Origin of the sequence: Mucilaginibacter terrae, assembly GCF_031951985.1 — a bacterium.
Classification (GTDB): Bacteria; Bacteroidota; Bacteroidia; order Sphingobacteriales; family Sphingobacteriaceae; genus Mucilaginibacter; species Mucilaginibacter terrae_A.
The window spans coordinates 1,732,728-1,756,292 of sequence record NZ_JAVLVU010000001.1; the positions used below are offsets into that span (position 1 = coordinate 1,732,728).

Sequence of the window (23,565 nt, forward strand, 5' to 3'; positions counted from 1 at the left end):
GATCTAGCTATGAAAACACAGAAAGAACCAGTGATCTACATGATCGAGGGCACCAGTTTTGAGGTCGACGTGGCCCATCAGCTACTGAGGCAAACGAACGACCGGGGTAACACCATTTCCTTTACCCGCGATATGCAGGATAAAGGCACGCACTACCAGCTACAATATGACCTTGATCAGCGTAAGGCACAACCGGGAGCCTTGACGGAGCGCACAAAATTGATCACCGTGCCGCAAATGGCCTGGCTTGATCCCGAAGGCATGGCGCAAGTCTATGGTAAGAAGGTGGAAGAGGTCATGGGAAGGCCGGACTACGATATCATCGTTGATGCCGGGCTGGTCGTCCATAGACACCAGGGCGTTTTGCCAATGATCGATATTGGCGGTGAGCCCTTTATCGTGGATATCCGGTCAAAGGAACTACGTCAGGCCAGCAATCTGACGAACCGTATCCCATTGAGACAGGCTGACCTTTCCGCAACCGGAGATGAATTCCTGTTCTTCTATCACCTCGCCGATCGCTGCACCGTCGAGCTGGATCCGAAGTTGACGGCGTTCCCTGACCAGGTGGTGCTGGTGAAGGTGCCCAATGAGGTGCTGCTGGATCCCATAGCGACCGCAGAAGCCTGTGGTCTGGATGTGCGTCAACTGCTGCGCCGCTTCCCTATCCGGAAAGACCTTAAGGCTACGCTCGTTCCGCTTGCTGACACGGGCGTACCGGGAATGATCAGCCGTAACCGGCTGGCACTACAACGGGAACACGCAGCGATCATGGCCAGTCACCCACCAAAGAAAAAGCTCCGCATATCATAAAACAGCAGAAAATGGAAAAGCAACTCAAAGATATTCTACCCATTATGTCGGTCGAAAATGACTGCCTCCTGTCGAAACAGGGCGATGTGACCATCGTATTCCGGGCAATATTGCCCGAAATATTCACGCTGAGCGACGAGGAATATGAAAACCTGCACCAGGCCTGGATCAAAGCGGTCCGCATTCTTCCCAAAGGATCGATCATGCATAAGCAGGACTGGTACTTAAAACAAAGTACCGGCCCTGCCGCCGGGGTGCCTGACGGGCGTTTTCTGGCCAGGGCAAGCCATCAGTATTTCAGCGGCAGGACAACGATGCAACACGAATGCTACATCATGCTCACCAAACGGACGGGTGACCGGCGTCATCAGGATTCTACGTTTTCCAGCCTGATCAGACCAAGCCTGGTATCCGGGGACATCACCCATACGGCAGCACTAAAATCATTTTCAGAAGTAGCGGCACGATTTAAAAGATTGCTGGAGGATACCCGGCTGATCAGCCTCAGCCGTGTCCAGGGCGAAGCGCTGCAAAGCAGCCGGGCAAAAGCAGGACTTGTCGAACGGTACTGCAGCCTTTCCGATGGCCGGGGAAGGCAGCTGGAAGACATCAGCTTTGATAACACGGGCATTCAGATCGGTCAACGGCATACGGCACTGCTTACGCTGGCGGACGCCCAGGACCTGCCCGGGATGTGCGGGTCGAGGATCACCTATGAACCCTATAGTACCGACCGTACGAAATTTCCGCTGGGGTTTTCAGCCCGGTTGGGCTTACTGCTTGACTGTGACCATATCTATAACCAATATATTGTCGTCGGGGATGCACAGGAAACGATCCGGCTGCTGGAAAAAAAGCGGCTTCGCTTACAATCCCTGTCTGCCTATAGCCGGGAAAATGCCATTTCCCTGAGCGCAACCAATGACTTTTTAAACGAGGCCATCAGCCAGCAACGCCTGCCGGTAAAAGCACATTTCAATGTTCTGGTCTGGTCTGCTTCGCCGGCTGAGCTGCAGGATATGCAGAACCAGGTCGCGTCGGGGCTATCGGCCATGGATGCCGCCGTGAAACTGGAAACACTGGGCGCGGCGCAGATCTGGTGGGCAGGCATCCCGGGTAATGCGGCAGAGCTACCGGTCAACGAAACGTTTGACAGCTTTGCCGAACAAGCTTGCTGTTTCATCGGCCAGGAAGGCCCGTACCGGTCTGCGCTGCCATCCAAAGGCATCCGGTTCTGCGACCGTGTCAGCTCCTCCCCGGTCTATGCTGATCTCTATGATGGCCCGCGGGATGCCGGCATGACCTCCAACATGGGCACATTGGTCTGCGGCACCTCGGGTGGCGGAAAATCCATGACGGTGAATCATTTGCTGAACACCCTGTTTGAGCAGGGTGCGCATTGCGTGACGGTTGATATCGGCGGAAGTTATAAGGGCTTGTGCGAACTGCTGGGTGGTTATTACTTTACCTATGAGGAAACCAGCCCCATCCGCTTCAACCCTTTTTACCTGGGCCCAAAAGAAGTGCTCGATACAGAAAAGAAGGAAAGCCTCAAAGCTTTGCTCATCTCGTTATGGAAGGGTGAAAATGAAACCTTCAACCGGGCAGAATATGTTGCCTTGTCAAATGCTTTACAGGGTTATTACGAATGGCTGGGTAAATACCCGGTGCGATCCGCCTCCTTCAACAGCTTTTATGAATACCTGGAAACGGAGTACGTCAACGTCTTGCAGGTACATAAGGTAAACGAAAGGGACTTTGATATGAGCAATTTCCTGTATGTGCTCCGGCCCTATTACCAAGGTGGGGAATTCGATTACCTCCTGAACGCGACAGAGAACCTTGACCTGCTGCACCAGCCTTTTATCGTGTTCGAGCTTGACCAGATCAAGGACCATCCGATACTGTTTCCCGTCGTTACCCTGATCATTATGGAGCTTTTCATATCGAAGATGCGCAAGCTCGCGGGAGTACGCAAGGTGCTTACCATTGATGAGGCCTGGAAGGCGATCGCCAAATCGGGCATGGCTGAATTCCTGAGGTATGCTTTTAAAACGATCCGTAAGTTCAATGGCATTCCCATTGTCATCACGCAGGAACTGGATGACCTGATCAGCTCCCCGATCATTAAGGACGCGATCATCAATAATGCGGATATCAAAATACTGATGGACATGCGGAAGTTCCAGGGCAAATTCGACAAACTGCAGGAAGCACTCGGATTGTCGGACAAGGGCAAAACGATACTGCTTTCGGTCAATAAGGACCACCGGGAGATCTTCGTTGACATCGGCGGACAGGACATGAAGGTCTACCGCAATGAGCTTTGCCCCGAGGAATATTTCGCTTTCACGACAGAAGGCCGGGAACGGGTGGAAGTTATGCGACTGGCCTCGGAGCTTGGGAGTGTGGAAAAGGGTATCGCAGCCATGGTTACGGCGAGCTTAAAAATGAAGGGAGGACAGTCATGAAAAGATGGATCATGATCGTTTTCGCCTCCCTGATGCTGCTTTTCGCAGGTAAACAAACGGAGGCCCAGGTTCCGGGCGCTGGACTGGTAACGGGCCTGATCAAAAGGGTCATCGTAGCGATGGACCTGAAGGTAAAGCAAATGCAAAACAAGGTCATCGGCTTACAGAATAAGCAGAAAGAGCTGGAGAATAAACTTTCACTGGGAAAGCTCAACGAAATCACCGGATGGCTGGATGAGGAGAAAGAACTGTACCGCTCCTATTACGATGAACTGGCGAGGGTAAAGTCCATCCTATCGGATTATAAAATGGTCCGCCGGACGATTTCCCTTCAGGTGCAGCTCATCGGTGAGTATAAACGTGCCTGGGCTTTGTTCAGTCAGGACCGGCATTTCCAGCCTGCTGAATTGCACTACATGGGAAACATCTATAACGGCATTCTGCGGGAAAGTGTAAAGAACCTGGATGAACTGGTGCTGGCCATCACCAATGCGCAGACCAGCATGAACGACGGTGAACGGCTGCGGCTGATCAGTCATGTTGCCGGCGCGTTGCAAACCAACCTCGATCACCTGCGACAGTTTAACGGGCAAAATGCTGCGCTCAGCTACAACCGTTCACGCAACAGTGCGGAGCGGCAGCAGGTGCAGCGCTTATATGGATTAAGATAAAAAGGAGGAAATATGAAAACGAAGATTTTAATGGCAGCGATCCTGCTGTTGCTTGGAAATTACACCAGTAAAGCGCAAGGCCTTTCCGGGCTTTTTGGTCAGCAGGCAAAGAAGAGAAAGATCATGATCGCCCAGATCGCCGCCCTTGCGGTGTACGACCGTCAACAGGTGGCCGGTTATCAGATTGACGACAACGGATTGAAGGAAGCCTATGCGCATAAAGATGATGAGTTCGCTGCCCACACTGCATATTATCAGTCCCTTGAAGAAATCAACCAGTCTACCGGTGCAGACGGGAAGAAAAAACAGCTGCTTAAACTGCAGGCACAGGTCAACCAGGTTTTCAGCAGCGAAGTCAGCTGGCAGGAAAACCACCGTGAGCTCCGGCGTGATGAACTGGTCTACCTTAAAAAGGTCGCTGACGGGATGCGCGAAAAATGCGCAACCGACATCACAGAGATGCAGGGGCTCACTTCACGTGGCAAGCTGAGGATGACCGATGCGGAGCGGCTTGAGCGCCTGGATAAACTGGTGTCCGCGATGAAAGATAAGTATGCATTTGCCCTTTCGTTCACGGGCAAATGCCGGAAGCTGGCAACCGCCAGAGCGGGGCAGCGAAAAGACCAGGATAACCTGAAGAAACTATATGGGCATTGATATGAAAAAAGTAATGTTTATGACACTGTTCATAGCAGCTATGACAGTGACAAATGCTTCCCGGCTGAAAGCGCAATCTGTTGCTGATGTCATCAAGGAACTGATGTTGGATTACCAGAAACTGGCGAACATGAAGAATACGCTCACCCACATGTATGATGGCTACGGTATCCTGAACAGGGGTTACAATGCCGTAAAAGGCGTATCCATGGAAAACTTCAGCTTGCATAAGGCATTTCTTGATGCAGAATTGCTGGTCAGTCCGGCGGTGCGGGCATACCCGCGAACTGGTGACATTATCCGCAATCAAAGCGATCTGCTCAAGGAGTACCGGTCGGTGAAACGAAGATCCGGCAGCAGTGACCTGCTGAGCTACCAGGAAAAGCGTTTTTCGGAACAGGTTTATGACAAGCTTACCCAAGCCAGTTCGGACAATATAGACGAGCTGGCCCGGGTCACCACGGACAGCAAGTTGCGGATGACCGATGCCGAGCGGCTGGCGGCCATTGACCGGCTGTTCCTACAAAGCCAGGACCAGCTCAGTTACCTGCGCAAATTCAATGAACAGATTATAAAGACCATCCGCCAGCGACAGGCTGCCGATTCGGAACGGGCGGCGCTTAGGACGTTGTACGGTATAAAATAATTCTTATGAAAAAGATATTGTTCAGAAGCGCACTGCTGGCAGTGCCCGGGCTCCTATTGCCTGTATTTTGCCACGCTGAAGGCGTGGCCGACGATCTCCACGGTCTGCAAACTGTTCTGGCGCAGCTTTACGACCAGATGATGCCCTTATGCAGTGGCTTGATCGGCGTCGGGCGAGGCATTGCGGGCTTTGCCACACTTTGGTATATCGGTGCCAGGATCTGGAAGCATTTGGCGGCTGCCGAACCTGTCGATATCTATCCCTTGTTACGACCGTTCGCTATAGGATTCTGCATTGTGGCATTTCCGCTCGTACTCGGGCTGATCAATGGTTTGCTGGAGCCGGTCGTTACGGCAACTAACGGGATGGTCAGGAATTCTAACGCATCGATCATGCGCCTGCTGGAAAGTGATCCCCAAAGTATACAGGAAGATGCAGTGGCTGGTGCAAGCACTGACCCTGACAAATGGTATCAGTACAGCCATCCGGATGGTGCTGGCGGTGACGGATCGCCGGGCAACCTGATCTCGGACGCCTTTTCCGGCTGGAGCATAAAGAACATGGCGCGGAAGTGGATCGCGGAGTTGCTCAATGTGCTTTTTGAAGCCGCTGCTTTGTGCCTTGATACGATCAGGACTTTCAAGCTGATCGTGCTTTCCATCCTGGGACCGCTCTGTTTCGGGCTCAGCGTTTTCGATGGGTTTCAGCACACCCTCAAGCAGTGGCTGGCCCGTTACATCAACGTTTTCATGTGGTTGCCTATCGCTAACATCTTCGGGGCGATCATTGCCAAGATCCAGGAGAACATGATCGCGCTTTCCCAATCCGGCGAACTTGGGGGAAATAGTTTTGGCAATACGAACACGGCCTATCTGATCTTCCTGCTGATCGCCATCGTAGGTTATTTTACCGTTCCCAGTATATCGAACTACATCATGAATGTCGGAGGCCACGCCTTGCTGGCGCGGACGAGTGCCCTGACCTCTATGGCCATGTCCTATGTCAGCGGGACGATCATTAACCATGCGCAAAACAACGCAGGTTCCACGATCAGTAACAGCACAAACAGCAATAATCAACAGAATTTTCAGCAGGAACGCCTCTCGGGGAATTCCGCTAAAGACCAAAAAGCTTAATCGTTATGTTTACTAAAGCCAAAAATATTGAAACCGCCTTCCGCCATGTGCGTGCGTTCACGATCGTGATCATTTGTGGGAGCCTGCTGGTCGCGGGAACAGCAGTTTACGCCTACCTAGGTAGCGTTACCAAGCTACAGAACCGTATCTATATCCTCTATGAGGGCAAGGTACTGGAAGCGACCGGCAGTAACCGGCGGGATGTGTTACTGATTGAAGCACAAGATCATATCAGGACATTCCACGAGCTCTTTTTCCGCCTGGAACCCGATGAGAAGTCCAACTCCCGGCATCTTCGCCGGGCCTTATACCTGATCGATGACTCCGGTAAGGAAGCTTACAAGAACTTTAAGGAAAGCAATTATTACGCGGGAATTGTGTCCAATAACATCAATCAAAAGCTGGAGGTGGACAGTGTGCAGGTAGATCTGCAACAGCAGCCCTACCACTTCAAATGCTTTGCGACACAGCAGATCGAACGCACCTCCAGTACCGTAACACGGAGCCTGATCACCGAAGGAGAGTTGCGCAAGATCTCCAGCAGCGAGAACAACCCGCACGGCTTCCTCATCCAGCACTGGAAAACTTTGGAAAATAAGGACATCAGCATTAAAAATCAATAAACAAAAGGAGGAATCAAAGATGAACAGTAAACCCATAACACCGCAGTTGCAGCGTCAAAGGAAACTGCTGCTGCTTTTGCCCGCTATCGCATTACCTTTTCTGACGCTATTGTTCTGGTCAATGAAAAGCAAGAACGACGATGCCGGACATGCCCAGTCCGCAGTAGTGGCCGGGCTGAACACGCATTTGCCAAGTGCGCACGTAAAGGATAGCGGATCGGTCGACAAGCTCAGCTTCTATGAGCAGGCGGATGCGGATGCCCGCAGGCGCAGCCAGGAACGGCAGCAGGATCCGTATTCCCGTACATCAGCAGACCCGCTTGACCATTCAGCGGGCATCACATTTAACAATGAAGTCCCCGCCCACCACCCCGGTAATGTAGAGCCGGGGTCAACTGCAGACGCGAATGAGCAAAAAATATATGCAAGGCTGAACAGCATCACGCAGGCCATGAATAGGGAGCCGGAGCCGGTCATCCCCAAAAGAAACCTGCGAAAGGAATTCCGGAGCATGAGCGATGGAAATGCCGCCAGGCCGCAGGAAGACCCGGAGCTTAAACAAATGAACGCGATCATGGAGAAGCTGGTTCAGCTCCAACATCCCGAAACGGTCAAACCGGCTTCGCCCGTCGTCAATGCCGTGACCAGGCAGTTCCGGGCCATTCCTGCAATTATCGATGGAAAACAGCGGATCACCGATAACACGGTGATCAGAATGAAGCTGTTGGACAGTGCAACGGTTAATGGTCAGTTCTTCCGGAAAGGGCAACCGGTCTTCGCTGCGGGCATGTTTTCCAACCAACGCATGAAGCTTGACATCCGGTCCATTCATATTGGCAATGTGATCTATCCCGTTGACCTGACGGTATTTGACGCGGAGGATGGCCTGGAAGGGGTCAGTGTTCCGGACGCGGTCACCAATGACGCGCTGCGGAATGGTGCGACCACGGGGGTGCAGAGCATGGACCTGATGAATCTGGATCCTTCGCTATCAGCACAACTCGCGACGGCAGGCGTAAACACCGCCAAGGGGCTTTTCAGCAAGAAGGTCAAGCGAATTAAAGCAAAGTTACAGGACAAGCGTCCGATCCTGTTGCGCGTCAACCAACCGGTGCTTGTTCAGCAGGACGCAACGGAGACACCCAGGAGATAACAAAGATTTATTCGTCCGACGGATAGCGTATCCCGAGGCATTCAACAAACATAATAGTACAACCATGAACGAGAAAAATTATGACTACCTGAAAAATCAGATCAAATTTTCAGGTTTCGGCGAAGAGTTAGGTAATCAATTGAAAGAGAAGATCGGGGAACAGGCCGCGGCATTCAGCCTCCAGCATCAGACCAGGTTTGGACAGGACGATGTCAGGTCGACCCTGCACTTCAGCCGCTCCAAGGAAAGCGACCTGTACTTTTTCAACAAGTATGATGTGGAGATCCAGAAAACGGGTCAGGAACAGGTACTCAAGCAAACCTATTACGTTGGAAAGGAAAACAATCTGACGTTAAAAGAGCGTTACAATCAGCTTGACGGACGGGCTGTATTTAAGGAGTTCAATCGTTTGGAGCAGGTCGGCACGGGGCAGGATGCCAAATGGCAGGCCACGGATCAGACCTACAAAGCTTGGGTGGAACTAAACTTCAAAAACACTGACGATCAGGGAAACTTCCTGTCCCGCAAACTTTTCTGGGATCATGAGAAAGCGCTTGATCGCTTTCCGATCAAGGAACTGGCAGATAACTATGAACGTAGCCGGTTGCTGGCATCGCTGGAGAAAGGCAATGTCCAAAGGGCCACTGCCACCATCGACGGGCAGGACATCAAAGTCCATATTGCTGCCAATCCGCAATTGAAGAGCTTCAATTTTTTTGATGCCAATTTACAAAAGCTGGAAGTAAAACCTGTTCAGCAGGAAAAGGAACAACAGCAACAAGCGGAGCGAAAGTCTGAGACGGTAAAACAGGCGGAGAACGAGCAAAAACAAGGCCGCAAAAAACAGGTCAAGATCTCCTAGCTATGGAGCCGCTAAGCCCGTTATGCCGGTTCTTTTCGGCAATCAGAAAAGATGGACGGATCAGTATCACCCATATCGGCCTTTTCGCCGCTTTGCTGGAATCATGGTTGGAAAACGGCGCGCAGAATCCGCTGTGTGCATACAGCCATGAGGTGATGAAAATTGCCAAGATCTCTGCCCAGCGGACCTATCACCGCTGCATCCGTGACCTGCATGATTTCGGATACGTCCGTTACGAGCCGTCCTTTAAACGAAATGTTAGAAGTAAGGTGTTCCTGCTGCTTTAGCAGGAACGCCTTTTAAAGTGAGCAAGATGAGTGTGGAATTAATGACAAAAGAAGATCTTCAGCAGTTCCGGAACGACCTGCTGAGTGAGATCAGGCAAATACTTTCTGTTTTACCTGATAAACCAAAGGAATGGATCAAAAGTGCTGATGTCAAGCGATTGCTCAAAGTTTCTTCAGGAACTTTGGTGAACCTTCGCATCAGCGGACAGCTGAGCTTTTCCAAACTTGGCGGGACCTATTATTACCGTTACGCTGACCTTATCAAGATGATCGAAGGTTCAGTTAAGCCTTCGTTGCGATGAACAGGCGGACGCTGACGATGCGCAGGCTTTACGCGGTCCTGTGTTCAGATGACAGGATAACACCCTGGCATTTGGCCATCTGCATTGCAGTGTTGTTCCTTGGCCATCAGGACGGGAACAGCCAGGGCATCCAAACCAGCCGGAGAAAGATCATGCAGCTTGCCCGCATCCGGAGCATTGTAACTTACCATAAATGCATCAGGGAGCTGACGGCATTTGGATACATCACGTATTGCCCGTCCTATCATCCGGCAAAAGGCAGCCTTATCGATCTTAAAATTGAGGATTAAAAAACGGCAGGAACGATGCGTTCTAAGAACAGATCACCCTGATGACCTGCAACTCCCCCAGGGAAGGTGTCCCAGCGCGCAACAGCTGTGTGGCCAATGATTCGCGCTGTTGCTTTGAAAAGAGCCGGTGCGCCTCCGATACCTGGCCGTTCAGATCGAAAAGGTCAGGTCTAACACCTGGTCAATCGCTTTGATGATCTCCTGCCGGCCCTCGGGCGTGGAAAGGTCGACATCTGAGAACATCCCGCCGTTATGCCTGGTGTGCAGGATCGTATAATAGATGCCGCCAACCAGCAAGGCAGCGATAGCCCGGAAGTTAACGGCTTTATTTTTAAAGTGAGGGTCTGTCAACTCCAGCAGGGATTTGCCCATTTCCTCCCGGGTATGATGGATACTGCGCATCAAATCGCTTTTGGCTGAGAGTTCCCAAAGGATGAGTTGTTGCATTTCCTGATCTTCATAAAAGTACAGGAACTGATTTTTGAGTATAGCTCCCAGCAGCTTTTTCAGATCTTGTACCTCCGCAGGGACGCTCAGTTCCCTGACGCCGTCGGCAAAGCGCATCCAATAATCCGTATCCATCACATAAGCCTCGATCAGGCCATCCAGGTTCCCGAAGTACCGGTAGATCAATTTCTTATCGACCCCGGCAATACGGGCTATCTTGTTCAAACCAAGACCTGCATACCCCTCCTTCTGAAATATCAGCCTGACCGTGTCGATCAGCTTTCGCTTCGTTTGTTCTTTATTTCTCATCGATCAATCCAGTTCTTGTATCATTTCGGCCATGCCCGCAATGAATAAGGTCAACGCTTATTCCTTACCAGCCACGCGGATGGGGCTGAAACCGCGCATACCAGAGCCATTCCTGCCTGATCATAGGGTCGGGATCGTCCCACCGTCGATCACGTATTCAGTTCCTGTGAGGTAATTAGCCCGTGGTGAGACGAGGAAGCCGACCAGTTCCGCCACCTCTTCGGGTTCTACGGGCCTACCCATGGGAATACCCCCCAGCGAATCCATGACACTTTGTGTCGCGTCCTCCACCGTTGTGCCTGAGCTTTGTGCGATCCTTTCCATCATCCGCGTAGCCGCATCCGTTCTGATCCAGCCTGGCGAGACCGTTAGTACCCGGACACCCTTTGGGGAAACTTCCTTAGATAAGCCCTTGCTATAGTTGATCAGGGCAGCCTTGGCGGCAGCGTAAGGCAAGGTCGATTCATACAGCGGCAAGGTTCCCTGTATCGATGCGATATGGATGATGCAGCCCGCCGATCTTTCCAGCATGTGCGGGAGGAATTCCCGGTCTAACCGGACCGGCGCAAGCAGGTTGGCCTGGAGTGTTTCATCCCAATGCTGATCGGTCAATGCCTTAAAACCACCGCCTGGGGTAGCTGAACCACCCAGGTTGTTGATCAGGATATCGATACCCCCAAACGCTTCCCGGATGCGATCAGCAAGATTCCGGGCGTCGCTTGCTTTCGTCAGGTCTGCGGCAATAAAGGTGGTACCGGGGGCTGGTACTTCCGGTTGGTTACGGGCAGTGACGATCACGCGGGCACCCGCCTGCGCCAGCCGGAAGGCAATGGCCTTTCCGGTTCCTTTGGTTCCACCGGTGACCAATGCGGTCTTACCGGTCAGTTCGTTATTTAAATTCAATTGTTCCATAGTTTCTACTGTAGTTAGACAAAACTGATCGATACGGGTCCCATAAACAAGCATGGAAAAAAGATTCCTGCAGGGATAATTTTTGCCCTATCCCCGCGCAGTATAATTTGACCAGTGGTGAGCGATTTCTTACAGGAAACAGCTGCCAACGGCCTTCCACGCTTCGCTCACGCCCTCGAAGCGTCCTTAGATCCGGCCAACCACCGCATGGTTATCAGGTCTCAAGTCAAACCTGACACCGGTCAGCTCCTCACCGACCTTCCATAAACGCATGCCGGTCATCGGATCTTTGGCTACTGCGGGCACTTTGGCTGCGTGAGGTGCGCCTTTTAATTCGTTAAATCCGGAAGGTCCCCAATACGTACCATTCGTTGCCATCGGGTCAACTGCGGCAAGTAAAGATGGCAGCACCGCTTTATCCGGGGCATGCGATAATAAAGGGAACAAGACGTGCTTCAAAAAGAAACCGGTCGTGCGTTGCAGGTTGGTGTTCGATCCCCCGGGATGGGCGGCGACAGCAATGGTCCTGGCATTCGCATCCACCAGCCGCTTCGCCAGCTCAAAGGAGAAGATCAGTTCCGCCAACTTACTTTGGCCATAAGCCTCCCATTTTTTATAAGGCTTCGATTTGCTGTGAAGATCATTAAAATCAATTTTTGCATTGTTTCCAGCTAAACTCGATACGGTGACGATCCTGGAGCTTTCAACGTCCTTCATCAGCGGGAACAGGAGTCCGGTTAGTGCAAAATGGCCCAGGTAATTGGTTCCGAACTGCAGTTCATAACCTTGCTTCGTTTGTGTGTACGGTGGTATCATCACGCCGGCATTATTGATCAGGATATCCAGTTTATCGTAAGCCTGCTGAAAGCTTGCAGCAAATTTGCGGACCGAATCCAGATCGGACAGGTCCAGTTCCATGACCGACAGATCTGCCTTTGGTACCAGTTGCAACAGCTTTTTCATTGCTTCGTTTCCCCTGTCGATGCTCCGGCAAGCCATGATCACGGTTGCCCCTTTTTGGGCCAATGCACGTGCACTTTCAAAGCCGATACCGGAATTAGCGCCGGTGATCAAAGCTATTCTTCCAGACTGATCTGGGATCTGATTTTCTGTCCAATTTTTCATTTTGTATTTCTTTTTATTTTCTTCTACAAAGAAAGCCCCTTCAACCCGCCGGAATGTTTCCGTAATGAGTTAGAGTGTTTCCAAAATGACAAAACCGGCGCAGGTCATCGTTTATTCAATTAAATGAGGTGCGGAACTCCAATGGGGACAGATTGAGTTTCTTTTTAAACAGCTTGTTCAGCGATTGCGGCCGCTCGAAGCCCAGTTCGTAGGCGATCTCGGCTACGGACAGGCTGGTTGTGCTGAGGAGTTCTTTAGCCTTGGCGATCAATTTCTCGTGAATATGTTGCTGCGCATTTTGCCCGGTAAGCGAACGGAGCATGTCGCTCAGGTATCTGGGGGACACGTTTAACTCCCCTGCCAGGTATTCTACCGTCGGCAAACCATGCTGAAGTGGTTTTTGCTGGTCGAAATAACTATTCAGTAATTGTTCCATCCTGGTAAGCAGATCGTGATTGACTGCTTTACGGGTGATAAACTGCCGTTTGTAAAAGCGCTGGCTATAGCTGAGCAAGACCTCCAGGTAAGAAACCAGCACATCCTGGCTCATCTCGTCAATGGACGTACTGAGCTCATTTTCGATATTGGTGAATAATCCTAAAATGATCGCTTTTTCACTTTCCGACAAATGCAAGGCTTCATATAGCTGGTAATCGAAGAAACCATATTTGCTGATGCTTTTACCCAATGGGTAGTTAAAAAGAAGGTCAGGGTGAAAAAAGATCGTTTTACCGGTATGGCTGTTGTGGCTCTCATAGGTTCCGATGACCTGATTGGGTGCAGTGAAGATCATCCCGCCCTCATCAAAATCATAATATCCCTGGCCGTAACCCATTTTTCCATTAACCGCTTCTTTGTAGGAAAGGCCATAGAACCGCATGCTGATCGACTTCGCTCCTTCCGCCGGACCGGACTTCAGCTGGTCGTTATCCACTAAACTTAATAAGGGGTGCTTCGGCCCGGGCAATCCCATGAGATGGTGCAGCTGGGATATGGAGTCTACCTTAAGTGTTGTTTGTTCCTTATTCATACCTTGAAAATTATTTGATCAAAACATCAAATCTAGCACCTGACATACCGGTCAATGTGTCCAATTTGAGTTTAGTTGTTTCCAAAACCACCGAAGCGCCCTGCTGCACAAATTTACGAAAATTAACACCGGGACCCGCATGCAGCTTGGCAGAATGCGCCCCTGCACGAAGCGCGCCAGCCGTCCATGCAAGTGGTAAGTATCTACGCTGCCCGCACCTGCTGACGCGGTGTATCCGCATTATGTTTGTATAACCCTATTACAGTTACCATGATCAAAGCCGCAAAACTTTTGGCGATCAGGCATCATATTCCCAGGTCCGTGAGTTCGACAGCACTTCATGAATGGCTTCCACGACAAGTGCCTGTCCATCATAGTTCAGAAACTCCGCCGCGAGCCTGCTGACCGCTTTCTTATATTTCACATCGAGGAAGATCCGGTCAACCGCCTCCCGGACCTGGGCGGACGTGGGGTTCTCCGTTTGCAGATCGATACCCAGATCGAAATAGGCGATACGGGCACAAACCTCATTTTTTCCTTCATGAAGCCCGGCTGCCACCATGGGCAGCCCATACAATATTCCTAAAATCACACCACCATACCCACCGTTGGTCACATAGACATCAACATGGGGCATGACCTGGTCGAAAGGAATAAAAGCTTCAATGATCACATTATCGGCGTTATATTTCTCCCTTAGCTTATCGGTATTATTGCCTGAAGTTGTCGCGATGATCAGCGTATCTGTTCCGGCAAAGGCATCGAGGGTTGGCTCCAGCAGTTTACGTGTGTCCAGTTCAATGGTCCCCTGCGTCACCAGTACAACCTTGTCATACCGAAGCAGTTTCTCATCGAACCACGGTTTGTTTTCCTGCGGATCTGGCCTGAACGGTAAAAGCCCACCGATGAAACGGATATTGGCACCTAAACGCTCCCGCGGGTATTCAAAGCCAGGAGATCCGATCTGAAGATAACGGTCAACAGACCTGATCAGGATATTTTCATAACTCAAGCCCGGGTAAGAAATATCAGCCTCGTTCAAAAGCGCTTGAAACAGGTCGCTCGATTCCTTGAATTTCTGCGGCATCTGCCGGTATAGTTCCGCATACCCGCTTTTTTCTTCATCATCTTTTGGCGGATGCAGTCCCAGGCCATAGGGTGCGGTTTCCGGGGAGTCCTCTGCCAGGGGCACGACACCAATGCTGATCACCGGTATACCCAGATTGTGTTTGATAAAGGGAATGGCGGGGAAAAAGCTATCACAGATCAGCAGATCAAAAGGAAATACTTCGTGAAGCGCCCTAATGTCCTCATAATACAACTTCCCGTTGGTTGCATAGAGTGAACGGTACATATTCGACCGTTTAAGCGGGTCGTTAGTGGTAATCCCGGGCACCAGTTTCACAAGGTTACCGGCGTTCACTTCCGGTGCATTTATCAAGGCATAATAAGGGATGCCTAAACGTTCAATTCGATCCTTGTACAAACGTGATGCAAACCATCTTACATCGCAGCCAATACCCTGCAGAAATTTAGCGATGCCGGTCAGCGGATTAAAGTGTCCGTCAGCAGGCAAGTTCGAAAACAGGATCGTTTTTCCCATTAAACTTTCTTTCAATAGATTTTCCATAAGTTTCAATTATCGTTACCGGATAAAAAAGTGCGTTGCCGGATCTGGCCGTCAGGGGCACTTAGTAGTCAATTACGATCGCAAGTTACCGGCGCAGTCTTGACAAGCCTATAGCCGAATGTGGGGGCAGTAGCATGGCTTTATTACAGGGAACGGGCATTTAATTAAGCTGATGAATTCTTGCTCAGGGCACGCACAGGATGATTTCAAATACCATAATATAGGCCCTTACCACATTCGGCTGGTGTATGCACAAATGTGGTAATTGTGCCCTGCCGCCAACGTCAGCACTTTTGTCCCGGAAAATTTAAAAACTATGAAAAATCTATTCAAACCAATGATTGTGGCCGGGATAACCGCCATTATCTTCAGCAGCTGTGACAAAGATGACAACAACTATGGCGCACCGGAACATGAAACTGCCTTTGCCGTTACGCTCGCCGCCGGCGACAGTAGTGCGATCATCGGCAAAGTCAATTCATTCAGGGAGCGTGCAGGAAAAGTTATTAATACGGTTCCCTCAGTGACGGGAGGCCGCCGGGAAATAAACTGGGATGGTGTTCCGGCAGATTTCTTAAGCCCATTGGCATTTCCGTTCGATTTTTTCAACCCGACCTTGCAGTCTGCGCCGGATGCAAGAAAACGTGGTTTAGTCTACTTCCCTGAAAATGCATCGCTCTTGGTCAGCGACAAGAACTTTGCAGAGATCGACCCTGCTTTCGCTAATGAGTTCAAGGCCTTCAGTAAAAACAAGCTCTTCATCCCGAAGGGAACGAACGTATCCGAGGTACATTTCCAGGTTCCAGGGACAACGACAAGCGCCTATGTAACGGCTTTCGGACTGATACTTTCTGATGTCGACCAGGATGAGTCCACGATAATCGAGGCCTATGAGGGCGATAAGCTGATTGGCAGGGTCAAAGCCCAAAAGGCGGACAAAAAGTATTCTTTCGTAGGCTTTCAAACAACGACAAGGAAGATAACGAGGGTAAAGATCACAGCAGGAAATACTGCGATCGCAGCCGGAATTACTGATGGGGTCGAAAAGGATATCGTCGCGCTGGACGATTTCATCTACAGTGAACCCCGTGCCAATTAATTACCCGGTCTGAACAGTCAGCGCACCGGCACAATTGTTTGAGGTCTGCAGCAGTATGACAAACAATACGGGTTAACATTTAAGAGAAGGCGGTGATCATTTCACCGCCTTTATTTATAAATATCAGTAATGCTTGTTCAGCCATTTTCCGGCAGCACTTACACTGCCAATTCAAGTATCAACCCTCATCAGGCACGCGCTGTACACCCTGGCAAAAGCTCTTTTGAAAACGGGGACATAGTCAGGACGATATAGCCCATTGTGGGGCTAATTTACCAGAATAGGCCATAGCGACTGTTTAAATGTCACCGCATTTTTAAGGAGACATTTTTACGAATCACAAATGACCTATTTAAAAACAAAAAAACGCTTGCGTTACGCTGTTCCGGCAGCATTGGCCCTTTTTGCAGTCGCTTGCGCAAAAGCGCCGGGCATTGACGCGCATCAGACCGGAAACCTGTCCAATAAATCCCGGCTGTTGGCCTCCCCGGTTGGTGACGTTGTCGGTAAAACGATCGTCGGATACCAGGGATGGTTCGCCGCAGCAGGTGACGGGCAACCAGGCGGGAAGAACTGGTGGTGGCACTGGACGGAGAACTGGAATGCCCTCCCCTCTAATAATGACAAGGCATTATGGGCGTGGCCGGATGTACGGGATTATGACAAGACCTATCAGACCGGCTACCCTGCGCTCAATAACGGTAACCCGGCGAAGTTATATTCCTGCGTAGACCAGCAAACGGTAACGATGCAATTTCAGTGGATGCAGGAGAACGGTATTGACGGCGCTGCATTGCAGCGCTTCAATCCTACCGGAGAGGAAGGGCCTTTAAGGGACCGGGCAGCGCAGAACGTGCGTACAGCTGCGGAAGCAACCGGCCGCAAGTTCTATATTATGTACGATGCAACGGACTGGGTGAATATGCAAATGGAGATGAAAAACGACTGGACCAGCAAAATGAAGGGATTCACATCATCAAACGCTTATGCGCGCCAAAACGGGAAACCGGTCGTAGCGATCTGGGGGTTCGGTTATGACGACAACCATCACCCATGGACCGCAGCCGTTTGCCTGGATGTCGTTAACTGGTTCAAAGCGCAGGGCTGCTACGTGATCGGCGGCGTTCCGCGCGAATGGCGGTTTGCGAGCGGTGACCGCGCAAGCTTTGCAAACGTTTACAAAGCCTTTGACATGTTGTCGCCATGGCTTGTCGGCGCTGTGAACAATGTAGGTGATGCAGACAGGATCTACAATGACTTTATCGTAGGCGACGCGGCTTATTGCAAGGCTAACCAAATCGATTACCAACCCTGCGTATTACCGGGTGGCCTGGGCCAGCGGGCGCACGGCGACCTGATGTGGAGGATGTTCTATAATGCGATACGGGCCGGAAGCCAGGGCCTTTACATATCGATGTACGACGAGTACAATGAAGGCAATCAGATCGCGAAGACCGCCCCGACAAAGGCATGGCTTCCCGCCGGTTCCAGGTACGAAGCCCTCGATAATGACGGTGTATTCTGCACCTCCGATTACTATCTCCGGTTGACGCGCGACGGAAACCGGATGCTCAAAGGGATGATTCCGCTTACGGCATTGCGTCCGACGATACCGGGAATTGATTATATCGAGACTTGCGATCAGCTTACCGGTTGGAGCTCTGCGAATGCGCTGTCTGTGGTCACTAATGGCCGAAAACAGGGCGACGGCTTCCTGCGGTCAACGGGCTCCGGTACAGATGATTTCAGTAAGGTCATCACCCCGGCATTGAACAGCGGCGCTACCCCCGCGACAGGAAGGTTACAATTCTGGTATTATGTATCTGATGTTACCCGTCTCAGCGGTGAGGACCAGATCGAAATCGGCAGCGGCGGAGGACCCGACAGGGATGAGTACAGCTGGTCTATCGGTCCGCTGACCAATGGCTGGAACCTGATCTCAAAACCATTATCGGCTGCGGTCAGAACCGGCAATCCTAACCTAAATGCGATCAACTGGTTGCGGGTCTATCATTATAAGAATGGCAGTGTCACCACTGGTCTGGACGGCATTCAGATCATTCCCTGATCACCCTCCCCCCTTTAGGTTCGCAGCCCACAGTTTTGGCTATAGCATACCGGACCTCCGGTCAGGATATTTGAAGTGAGATGATGAGCGACAAAGATGCTGATCGTCCCGGTGGCAGGTGAATAAATCCAAATAAAAAATCCCACAAAACAACAAAACTATGAAAAAGCAAACAAGCATTTTATTACTGGCATTAGCTGCGGCTTTCAGCGCATGTAAGAAAGACGCTGCCACGGCCCAAAGCGGCAGCGAAACCGGCAACCTGGCGACGACCTCGTTAGCGAACGCCCGGAACACGCCTGGCGTGATCGTAATCATTGGTGCATCGACGGCCGCAGGGTCCGGTGCAACACCGATCGATTCTTCATGGGTGAACCGGTTACGATCAGAAACCGCCGGAAACCCGGTGCCGCTTAAATATATCAACCTGGCCAAGGGCGGATATACCAGCTACGAAGGTATGCCAACCGGGTTTGTCAAAAGCGGCCGGCCGGCACCGGATACCGCACGCAATATCACAAAAGCGCTTTCTTATCACCCGAGCCTGGTCATGATCACCTTCCCAAGCAATGACATCGCAAAAGGATATGCATCGGACGAAGTGGTGAACAACTATGCAGCGATAGTCCGTAAACTGGATTCGGCCAAAGTTCCCTACATCTTGTTTGGAACGCAACCCAGGGACTTTACTGACGCCACCCGACGCGTCGCGCTGAAGGATCTGAACGATAGGCTGGCCTCGATCTATGGAAATAAGGCCAATGATTATTTCGGTCGACTAGACACGACCGACTATAAGATCAAAGGGTCACTAGCGGCTGGCGATGGTGTCCACCTCAACAACAAAGGACATTACGTCGTACTTCTCTCCGTTAAGAACCATCCGGTATTCCGGGCAACATTACAAGGTAAGTAATCCGCCAAAAACCCGCCACCGGGTCTATCAACAGTCATGGACCTCAATTGGATCAAGTACCACAGATCCGTCATCCTGCTACATGGATGACGGATTTTTTGCTCCAGGGAAATATTAAGTATCGAACCGCTTGTTGAAATTTATATACCTCGCCGCCGCATCTTAAACGATACGCTGCTTGATCGCTTTGGCAACTACTTCCGTAAGCGACGCCACATGTAATTTGTCGTAGATTTTTTTTACGTGTCCTCTGACCGTTTCATAGCTGATGTTTAACTGAGCGGCGATCATCTTATAGCTTAGCCCATTGACGATCAGCAAAAGCACCTCCTTTTCCTTGTTTGAAAGATTATATTCCTCCGTTGACTGGGCGCGTATTTCTTTTGAATGATAGATCATATTCAACACTTTTCGCGCCACCCATGGGGTCATCGGAGATCCGCCTGAATGCGTTTCTTTGATTGCAAGGGTAACATTTTTCAGCGCATTTTTCAATATGTATCCGGAGGCTCCCGCTTTCAGGGAATCGAAGATCTTTTCTTCATCCTCGAAAACGGTTTGTATGATCACCGCCACCGCGGGCATCTGCGCTTTGATCAGCCGCACGGCCTCAATGCCGTTCATGCCCGGCATTTCGATATCCATGAGTACAACGTCCGGTTTACTTAAAAGGAGTTTATCCACGCAATTCCTGGCATCGGGATAGATACCCACCACCTCCAGTTCCGGGTCCGTGTTCAACATCAAAATGATGCTATTCCTGATGTTCTTGTTGTCATCAAATATGGCTACTCTTATACGCATACCTTTATAGTTTATTCATTTTTAAGGAATAAAATTCATCCCATAGAGCGGCTTTTTGAACCAAAGCCTGATCGTTGTGCCCATCCCGGGCTGGGAATTGAATTGAACAGTGGCACCCATTTCCGCTGCCCTGCTGTAAATATTGCCAAGGCCATTACGATCCGTTCCGATCTGCCCAACTTTATCCCCGGGGTCAAATCCGGCCCCATCATCCGCCACCATTAACCCTGTAAGATGATCGACTCCGTCAATGACAGCCCTGATACGTTGGCACCCTGAATGCTTTACCGCATTGTTGATCGCCTCTTTCAAGATCAGGTAAAGGTTCTTTCTGGTTGGCATATCAACGTTTGCCGACCCGAGGGTGGGATGAAAGTCAAGTTCAAACCGGATGCCCTTGGCGTTGCAAAGTGGCTCCGCATAGTTTTTAACGCGGTGAAAAACACGCTGCAAGAGGTCATTCTTTGGATTGATGGCCCAGACGATATCGCTCATTTCCGAAATGGTCTCGCCGCAAGTGTCGCTGATGATACTCAGCAAGTCATTTAATTGGGAAACATCCCCTTTAAGGCTGTACTTTTTGGCGACCTCGCTATACAGCGCGATACTACTTAAGGTGGATCCAATCTGATCATGCAGATCCTGGGCAATATTGTTACGGATCCTTTGCTGCGCCAAAAGACCGTCGATCCGGTTGCGGTAAAATGCAAAACAGATACCGCAGACAGACACAACGAGCAGCCCGATGAACCAGCTTGTGAGCCAAAAGGGCGGATCAATGACGATGTGCAGGACCGACTCCCTGGTTGCCGATTGCCCTTTCCAGTTCGTTGCAGTCACCCTGAACGTATATTCACCACTCCTAAGATTAGCATACTCTGCAAAATTTCGCTTACCGGATGCTATCCAGACCTTATCAAACCCCTCAAGCATGTAGGAATACCGCAGGTTGTCCCCGCTGTATTCGGGGGCAGAAAATTCAATTTTTATGCTGTTACGGGCGTAGTTGAGTTTGATTGGCCCCCTGTAAAGCAGATCATTGAAAGAGGTTTGAAAGACCTTGAAATCGGTAAAATAAATCGGAGGATCATGCCGTATCTTCGCGACCCGTGCAGGATCAAACGTGATAAAATAGTTCCTTCCCGCAGCATAAACCGTACCTTCTCCGTCCTGATACAGATAGCCCGATAATCCGCTTGTATGCTGTATTTCGGGGATGTCGTAACAACTGTACACCCGGTCCGGGGTGCAATACCGGTGAACATGTCCGTTACATAACATCCAAAGGTTCTTTTGCTGGTCCAGGAGCATACCTTCTGTCAAGTTACTGGACTCCTGGAGATGTTTGAATTGCTGGGTCTTTACGGAAAAGTAACTGACGCCGCCACCATAGGTACTGATCCATAGATTGCCATTTGCGTCTTCCTTGATGTCAAAAACATCATTGTTGCTTAAAGAATCACGACTCCCGGGTGCGGTGGACAAATACCTTATCCGTTCCCGCCTGCCGGACCACCATCCAAGTCCGTTTTTGGAAGTCGCTAAAAGTATATCGTTATTCCTTTTTCGATAAAACAGCCGGATGAGGTTATCCGTGACATTATACCTTGACAAGATCTGTTTTACGGTATCCTCCCTGGACACCCATTGTTGGGTCTTGAGATCATAGTAAGTTAAAAAATGCCCATAAGGCGAGACCAAAAGTACCGGATGCCCATCCAGTGTATCCCGGATGACGGAAACGACCCTGGAACCGATGAGCTTTTTCATGACCGGGTCCTTCCCCGTATTGGGGAGCGGTGTAAGCTTATTATCCTTAAGGTCAAATAAAAACAAAGTATAGTCTGTTCCGATAAAGAAGCGGTTGTCCTTATCCTGAAAGAACTTGGTCACCGCCAGTGCTTGTCCTTTATAAACCAAGGGGATATGGAGCAGCTTGGACTTACCTGGTGTTTTGACAAAGATCCCCTGGTTCGTTCCGATCAGTAGCCTTCCACCGCTCTCTTTAAAGAAGTCATAGATCATAACTTCCTGGTGATCGAAGGAGATTTTATGGAACTCAAATGGTTTAAATAACGGGTTATAAACGCTCACGCCGTTCTCCGTCCCAATCCACATTGTTCCGTCTTTTCCGGCATATACCACATTAGCGTGGTCGTCACCTAAGCTACCCATAACAAATTGGTCATGTTTGAGCATTCTTACCGAGCCGTCCTGCCCGTTATAGATGACGAGCCCGGTCTGCTTACCCGCCATCCAGATCTGGTGCTCACTATCTTCCGCGAAAGACAGGTAATCATCCGGTGGGAGGTGCGCCATCCGTAATTTCTTTTGGAAATGCTTGTCCGGATGCCCCTGGCTGTCCCAACGGTATACGGTTTTGTCCCAGCTCGCTATCCAGGTATTCCTGCTACTGTCCATGAAGATATCGGTGATACTCACATGCGGAAGCTTCGCATATAGATCATCGTAAGCATTATCATATTTGTAATGCAGATCCCGCGTATTGATCTTCAGTAATCCACCGCCCGCCCTGCCGACGAGCAATGTGTCTGCTTTGGTCATGGCAAGTGTGTAGATACATCGCGTACCAAGGGCAACCGGGGTATCGAACTTTTCAGTGGTCTTGTTGAACCGCACCGTATAATGGGCTGAAGTAGCCAGCCAGAGATTACCAAACCGGTCTTCCGCAATTTTGTTAATGCTGTTTTCCGGGATGCCTTCTCTGCCTGCGCCACGAAAGCGGTATTGCTTAAACTGGGAACCCGGTGCAAGACGGTAGTCGTACTTGGTCATTCCGCCATCTTGTGTCGCAATCCAAAGGATGCCGTCGTTATCTTCATGAAGGTCTTTGATGATATTACCTGACAGGGTGTGGATGGATCCCGGCGAATACCGGTAGGTTACCATATAGCGGCCATCATAACGGTTCAGCCCATCCTCTGTCCCAAACCAGACAAAACCGCGGCGATCCTGCAATATGCAATTGACCTTTTTGTGTGAAAGGCCATGCTCCACATTGATCTGCTTAAAATAAATATCCGCAGCCCTGGCAAAAAAAGGTTGCCCTATAATGAACAGGAGCAATATCCAATATTTCATATCATTAACCATTATCGGAACCAAAGGACCGGTCAGACTGGGCCGCGCAGGCTTCCTTTTGTTAGCAACCTCAAAGTATCCGTTGCAAAGGTATTTATCCCCAATCCACGAAGAGTCAGCCAAATGTTGTTGACCGCATACCAATAATGGCTATATGAATACCAGTAATTTTTAGCGTCGGCTGATCCGGCTCTTCCGGACCCGGTCCTGTC

At 50.4% G+C, this 23,565-nt stretch carries 22 protein-coding genes; 15 read left to right on the forward strand and 7 right to left on the reverse strand.

Annotation, left to right across the window (positions count from 1 at the left end; genetic code table 11):
- Positions 1-9 precede the first annotated feature (9 nt).
- The 12 genes from QE417_RS06900 to QE417_RS06955 all read left to right on the forward strand — a co-directional run bounded on the left by QE417_RS06900 (position 10) and on the right by QE417_RS06955 (position 9,911).
- A complete protein-coding gene (locus tag QE417_RS06900) occupies positions 10-813 on the forward strand; it encodes a hypothetical protein (protein WP_311948684.1) in 804 nt (267 codons plus the stop codon).
- Between the two features lie 11 nt (positions 814-824).
- Positions 825-3,284 carry a TraG family conjugative transposon ATPase gene (locus QE417_RS06905; protein ID WP_311948685.1) on the forward strand — a complete coding sequence of 820 codons (2,460 nt, stop codon included), beginning with the start codon at positions 825-827 and terminating at the stop codon, positions 3,282-3,284.
- On the forward strand, positions 3,281-3,955 hold the full coding sequence (locus tag QE417_RS06910; RefSeq protein WP_311948686.1) for a conjugal transfer protein TraI: 675 nt from the start codon (positions 3,281-3,283) through the stop codon (positions 3,953-3,955). Before QE417_RS06905 ends, QE417_RS06910 begins: the two co-directional genes overlap by 4 nt.
- A 12-nt stretch (positions 3,956-3,967) precedes the next feature.
- A complete protein-coding gene (locus QE417_RS06915) occupies positions 3,968-4,612 on the forward strand; it encodes a hypothetical protein (RefSeq protein WP_311948687.1) in 645 nt (214 codons plus the stop codon).
- 1 nt (position 4,613) lies between these two features.
- Positions 4,614-5,258 carry a TerB family tellurite resistance protein gene (locus tag QE417_RS06920; RefSeq protein ID WP_311948689.1) on the forward strand — a complete coding sequence of 215 codons (645 nt, stop codon included), beginning with the start codon at positions 4,614-4,616 and terminating at the stop codon, positions 5,256-5,258.
- A 5-nt stretch (positions 5,259-5,263) separates the two neighbouring features.
- Complete coding sequence (traJ, locus tag QE417_RS06925; RefSeq protein WP_311948690.1) at positions 5,264-6,394, forward strand: conjugative transposon protein TraJ; 1,131 nt, start codon at positions 5,264-5,266, stop codon at positions 6,392-6,394.
- A 5-nt stretch (positions 6,395-6,399) separates the two neighbouring features.
- Positions 6,400-7,017, forward strand: coding sequence for a conjugative transposon protein TraK (traK, locus tag QE417_RS06930; RefSeq protein WP_311948692.1), 618 nt, complete (start codon positions 6,400-6,402; stop codon positions 7,015-7,017).
- A 19-nt stretch (positions 7,018-7,036) separates the two neighbouring features.
- The gene (gene traM, locus QE417_RS06935; RefSeq protein WP_311948694.1) at positions 7,037-8,170 is read left to right on the forward strand and encodes a conjugative transposon protein TraM; all 1,134 of its coding nucleotides are present in this window, start codon (positions 7,037-7,039) and stop codon (positions 8,168-8,170) included.
- Between the two features lie 64 nt (positions 8,171-8,234).
- Positions 8,235-9,032, forward strand: a complete 798-nt coding sequence (locus tag QE417_RS06940; RefSeq protein ID WP_311948696.1) for a hypothetical protein — start codon at positions 8,235-8,237, stop codon at positions 9,030-9,032.
- A 2-nt stretch (positions 9,033-9,034) separates the two neighbouring features.
- Positions 9,035-9,319, forward strand: coding sequence for a hypothetical protein (locus QE417_RS06945; protein ID WP_311948697.1), 285 nt, complete (start codon positions 9,035-9,037; stop codon positions 9,317-9,319).
- Positions 9,320-9,345: 26 nt separating this feature from the next.
- Positions 9,346-9,621 carry a helix-turn-helix domain-containing protein gene (locus QE417_RS06950; RefSeq protein ID WP_311948699.1) on the forward strand — a complete coding sequence of 92 codons (276 nt, stop codon included), beginning with the start codon at positions 9,346-9,348 and terminating at the stop codon, positions 9,619-9,621.
- Between the two features lie 71 nt (positions 9,622-9,692).
- The gene (locus tag QE417_RS06955; RefSeq protein ID WP_311948700.1) at positions 9,693-9,911 is read left to right on the forward strand and encodes a hypothetical protein; all 219 of its coding nucleotides are present in this window, start codon (positions 9,693-9,695) and stop codon (positions 9,909-9,911) included.
- A gap of 150 nt (positions 9,912-10,061) precedes the next feature.
- Here the strand turns inward: QE417_RS06955 and QE417_RS06960 are convergent, their stop codons facing one another.
- The 5 genes from QE417_RS06960 to QE417_RS06980 all read right to left on the reverse strand — a co-directional run bounded on the left by QE417_RS06960 (position 10,062) and on the right by QE417_RS06980 (position 15,364).
- Positions 10,062-10,667 carry a TetR/AcrR family transcriptional regulator gene (locus QE417_RS06960; protein ID WP_311948702.1) on the reverse strand — a complete coding sequence of 202 codons (606 nt, stop codon included), beginning with the start codon at positions 10,665-10,667 and terminating at the stop codon, positions 10,062-10,064.
- Between the two features lie 120 nt (positions 10,668-10,787).
- Positions 10,788-11,579, reverse strand: a complete 792-nt coding sequence (locus QE417_RS06965) for an SDR family oxidoreductase (RefSeq protein WP_311948704.1) — start codon at positions 11,577-11,579, stop codon at positions 10,788-10,790.
- A 186-nt stretch (positions 11,580-11,765) separates the two neighbouring features.
- A complete protein-coding gene (locus tag QE417_RS06970) occupies positions 11,766-12,704 on the reverse strand; it encodes an oxidoreductase (RefSeq protein WP_311948706.1) in 939 nt (312 codons plus the stop codon).
- 115 nt (positions 12,705-12,819) lie between these two features.
- The gene (locus QE417_RS06975) at positions 12,820-13,677 is read right to left on the reverse strand and encodes a helix-turn-helix domain-containing protein (RefSeq protein ID WP_311954609.1); all 858 of its coding nucleotides are present in this window, start codon (positions 13,675-13,677) and stop codon (positions 12,820-12,822) included.
- A 355-nt stretch (positions 13,678-14,032) separates the two neighbouring features.
- A complete protein-coding gene (locus QE417_RS06980; protein WP_311948709.1) occupies positions 14,033-15,364 on the reverse strand; it encodes a glycosyltransferase in 1,332 nt (443 codons plus the stop codon).
- A 316-nt stretch (positions 15,365-15,680) separates the two neighbouring features.
- Here QE417_RS06980 and QE417_RS06985 point away from each other — a divergent pair, with 316 nt between their 5' ends.
- The 3 genes from QE417_RS06985 (at position 15,681) to QE417_RS06995 (ending at position 19,447) form a co-directional block, all read left to right on the forward strand.
- A complete protein-coding gene (locus QE417_RS06985) occupies positions 15,681-16,463 on the forward strand; it encodes a hypothetical protein (RefSeq protein ID WP_311948711.1) in 783 nt (260 codons plus the stop codon).
- Positions 16,464-16,806: 343 nt separating this feature from the next.
- A complete protein-coding gene (locus QE417_RS06990) occupies positions 16,807-18,531 on the forward strand; it encodes a glycoside hydrolase family 71/99-like protein (RefSeq protein WP_311948712.1) in 1,725 nt (574 codons plus the stop codon).
- Positions 18,532-18,691: 160 nt separating this feature from the next.
- Positions 18,692-19,447 (forward strand): SGNH/GDSL hydrolase family protein, encoded by a 756-nt coding sequence (locus tag QE417_RS06995; protein ID WP_311948714.1) that lies wholly within the window; start codon positions 18,692-18,694, stop codon positions 19,445-19,447.
- Between the two features lie 162 nt (positions 19,448-19,609).
- On the opposite strand, the gene QE417_RS07000 is transcribed toward QE417_RS06995, so the two are convergent.
- Positions 19,610-20,251: a response regulator transcription factor gene (locus tag QE417_RS07000; protein ID WP_311948716.1), complete on the reverse strand. Its 642-nt coding sequence runs from the start codon at positions 20,249-20,251 to the stop codon at positions 19,610-19,612.
- Positions 20,252-20,272: 21 nt separating this feature from the next.
- Positions 20,273-23,353 (reverse strand): sensor histidine kinase, encoded by a 3,081-nt coding sequence (locus tag QE417_RS07005; protein WP_311948718.1) that lies wholly within the window; start codon positions 23,351-23,353, stop codon positions 20,273-20,275.
- Positions 23,354-23,565 lie beyond the last annotated feature (212 nt).

Bases quoted from the DNA above. Each gene is read 5' to 3' on its own strand.
- QE417_RS06940 (WP_311948696.1), top strand. From the start codon at position 8,235: ATGAACGAGAAAAATTATGACTACCTGAAAAATCAGATCAAATTTTCA.
- QE417_RS06920 (WP_311948689.1), top strand. From the start codon at position 4,614: ATGAAAAAAGTAATGTTTATGACACTGTTCATAGCAGCTATGACAGTG.
- QE417_RS06915 (WP_311948687.1), top strand. From the start codon at position 3,968: ATGAAAACGAAGATTTTAATGGCAGCGATCCTGCTGTTGCTTGGAAAT.
- QE417_RS06975 (WP_311954609.1), bottom strand. From the start codon at position 13,677: ATGGGATTGCCCGGGCCGAAGCACCCCTTATTAAGTTTAGTGGATAAC.
- QE417_RS06905 (WP_311948685.1), top strand. From the start codon at position 825: ATGGAAAAGCAACTCAAAGATATTCTACCCATTATGTCGGTCGAAAAT.
- traM (WP_311948694.1), top strand. From the start codon at position 7,037: ATGAACAGTAAACCCATAACACCGCAGTTGCAGCGTCAAAGGAAACTG.
- QE417_RS06960 (WP_311948702.1), bottom strand. From the start codon at position 10,667: ATGAGAAATAAAGAACAAACGAAGCGAAAGCTGATCGACACGGTCAGG.
- QE417_RS06945 (WP_311948697.1), top strand. From the start codon at position 9,035: ATGGAGCCGCTAAGCCCGTTATGCCGGTTCTTTTCGGCAATCAGAAAA.
- QE417_RS06910 (WP_311948686.1), top strand. From the start codon at position 3,281: ATGAAAAGATGGATCATGATCGTTTTCGCCTCCCTGATGCTGCTTTTC.
- QE417_RS06990 (WP_311948712.1), top strand. From the start codon at position 16,807: ATGACCTATTTAAAAACAAAAAAACGCTTGCGTTACGCTGTTCCGGCA.
- QE417_RS07005 (WP_311948718.1), bottom strand. From the start codon at position 23,353: ATGAAATATTGGATATTGCTCCTGTTCATTATAGGGCAACCTTTTTTT.
- QE417_RS06980 (WP_311948709.1), bottom strand. From the start codon at position 15,364: ATGGAAAATCTATTGAAAGAAAGTTTAATGGGAAAAACGATCCTGTTT.
- QE417_RS06985 (WP_311948711.1), top strand. From the start codon at position 15,681: ATGAAAAATCTATTCAAACCAATGATTGTGGCCGGGATAACCGCCATT.
- QE417_RS06950 (WP_311948699.1), top strand. From the start codon at position 9,346: ATGAGTGTGGAATTAATGACAAAAGAAGATCTTCAGCAGTTCCGGAAC.
- QE417_RS06995 (WP_311948714.1), top strand. From the start codon at position 18,692: ATGAAAAAGCAAACAAGCATTTTATTACTGGCATTAGCTGCGGCTTTC.
- QE417_RS06970 (WP_311948706.1), bottom strand. From the start codon at position 12,704: ATGAAAAATTGGACAGAAAATCAGATCCCAGATCAGTCTGGAAGAATA.
- traK (WP_311948692.1), top strand. From the start codon at position 6,400: ATGTTTACTAAAGCCAAAAATATTGAAACCGCCTTCCGCCATGTGCGT.
- QE417_RS06965 (WP_311948704.1), bottom strand. From the start codon at position 11,579: ATGGAACAATTGAATTTAAATAACGAACTGACCGGTAAGACCGCATTG.
- traJ (WP_311948690.1), top strand. From the start codon at position 5,264: ATGAAAAAGATATTGTTCAGAAGCGCACTGCTGGCAGTGCCCGGGCTC.
- QE417_RS07000 (WP_311948716.1), bottom strand. From the start codon at position 20,251: ATGCGTATAAGAGTAGCCATATTTGATGACAACAAGAACATCAGGAAT.
- QE417_RS06900 (WP_311948684.1), top strand. From the start codon at position 10: ATGAAAACACAGAAAGAACCAGTGATCTACATGATCGAGGGCACCAGT.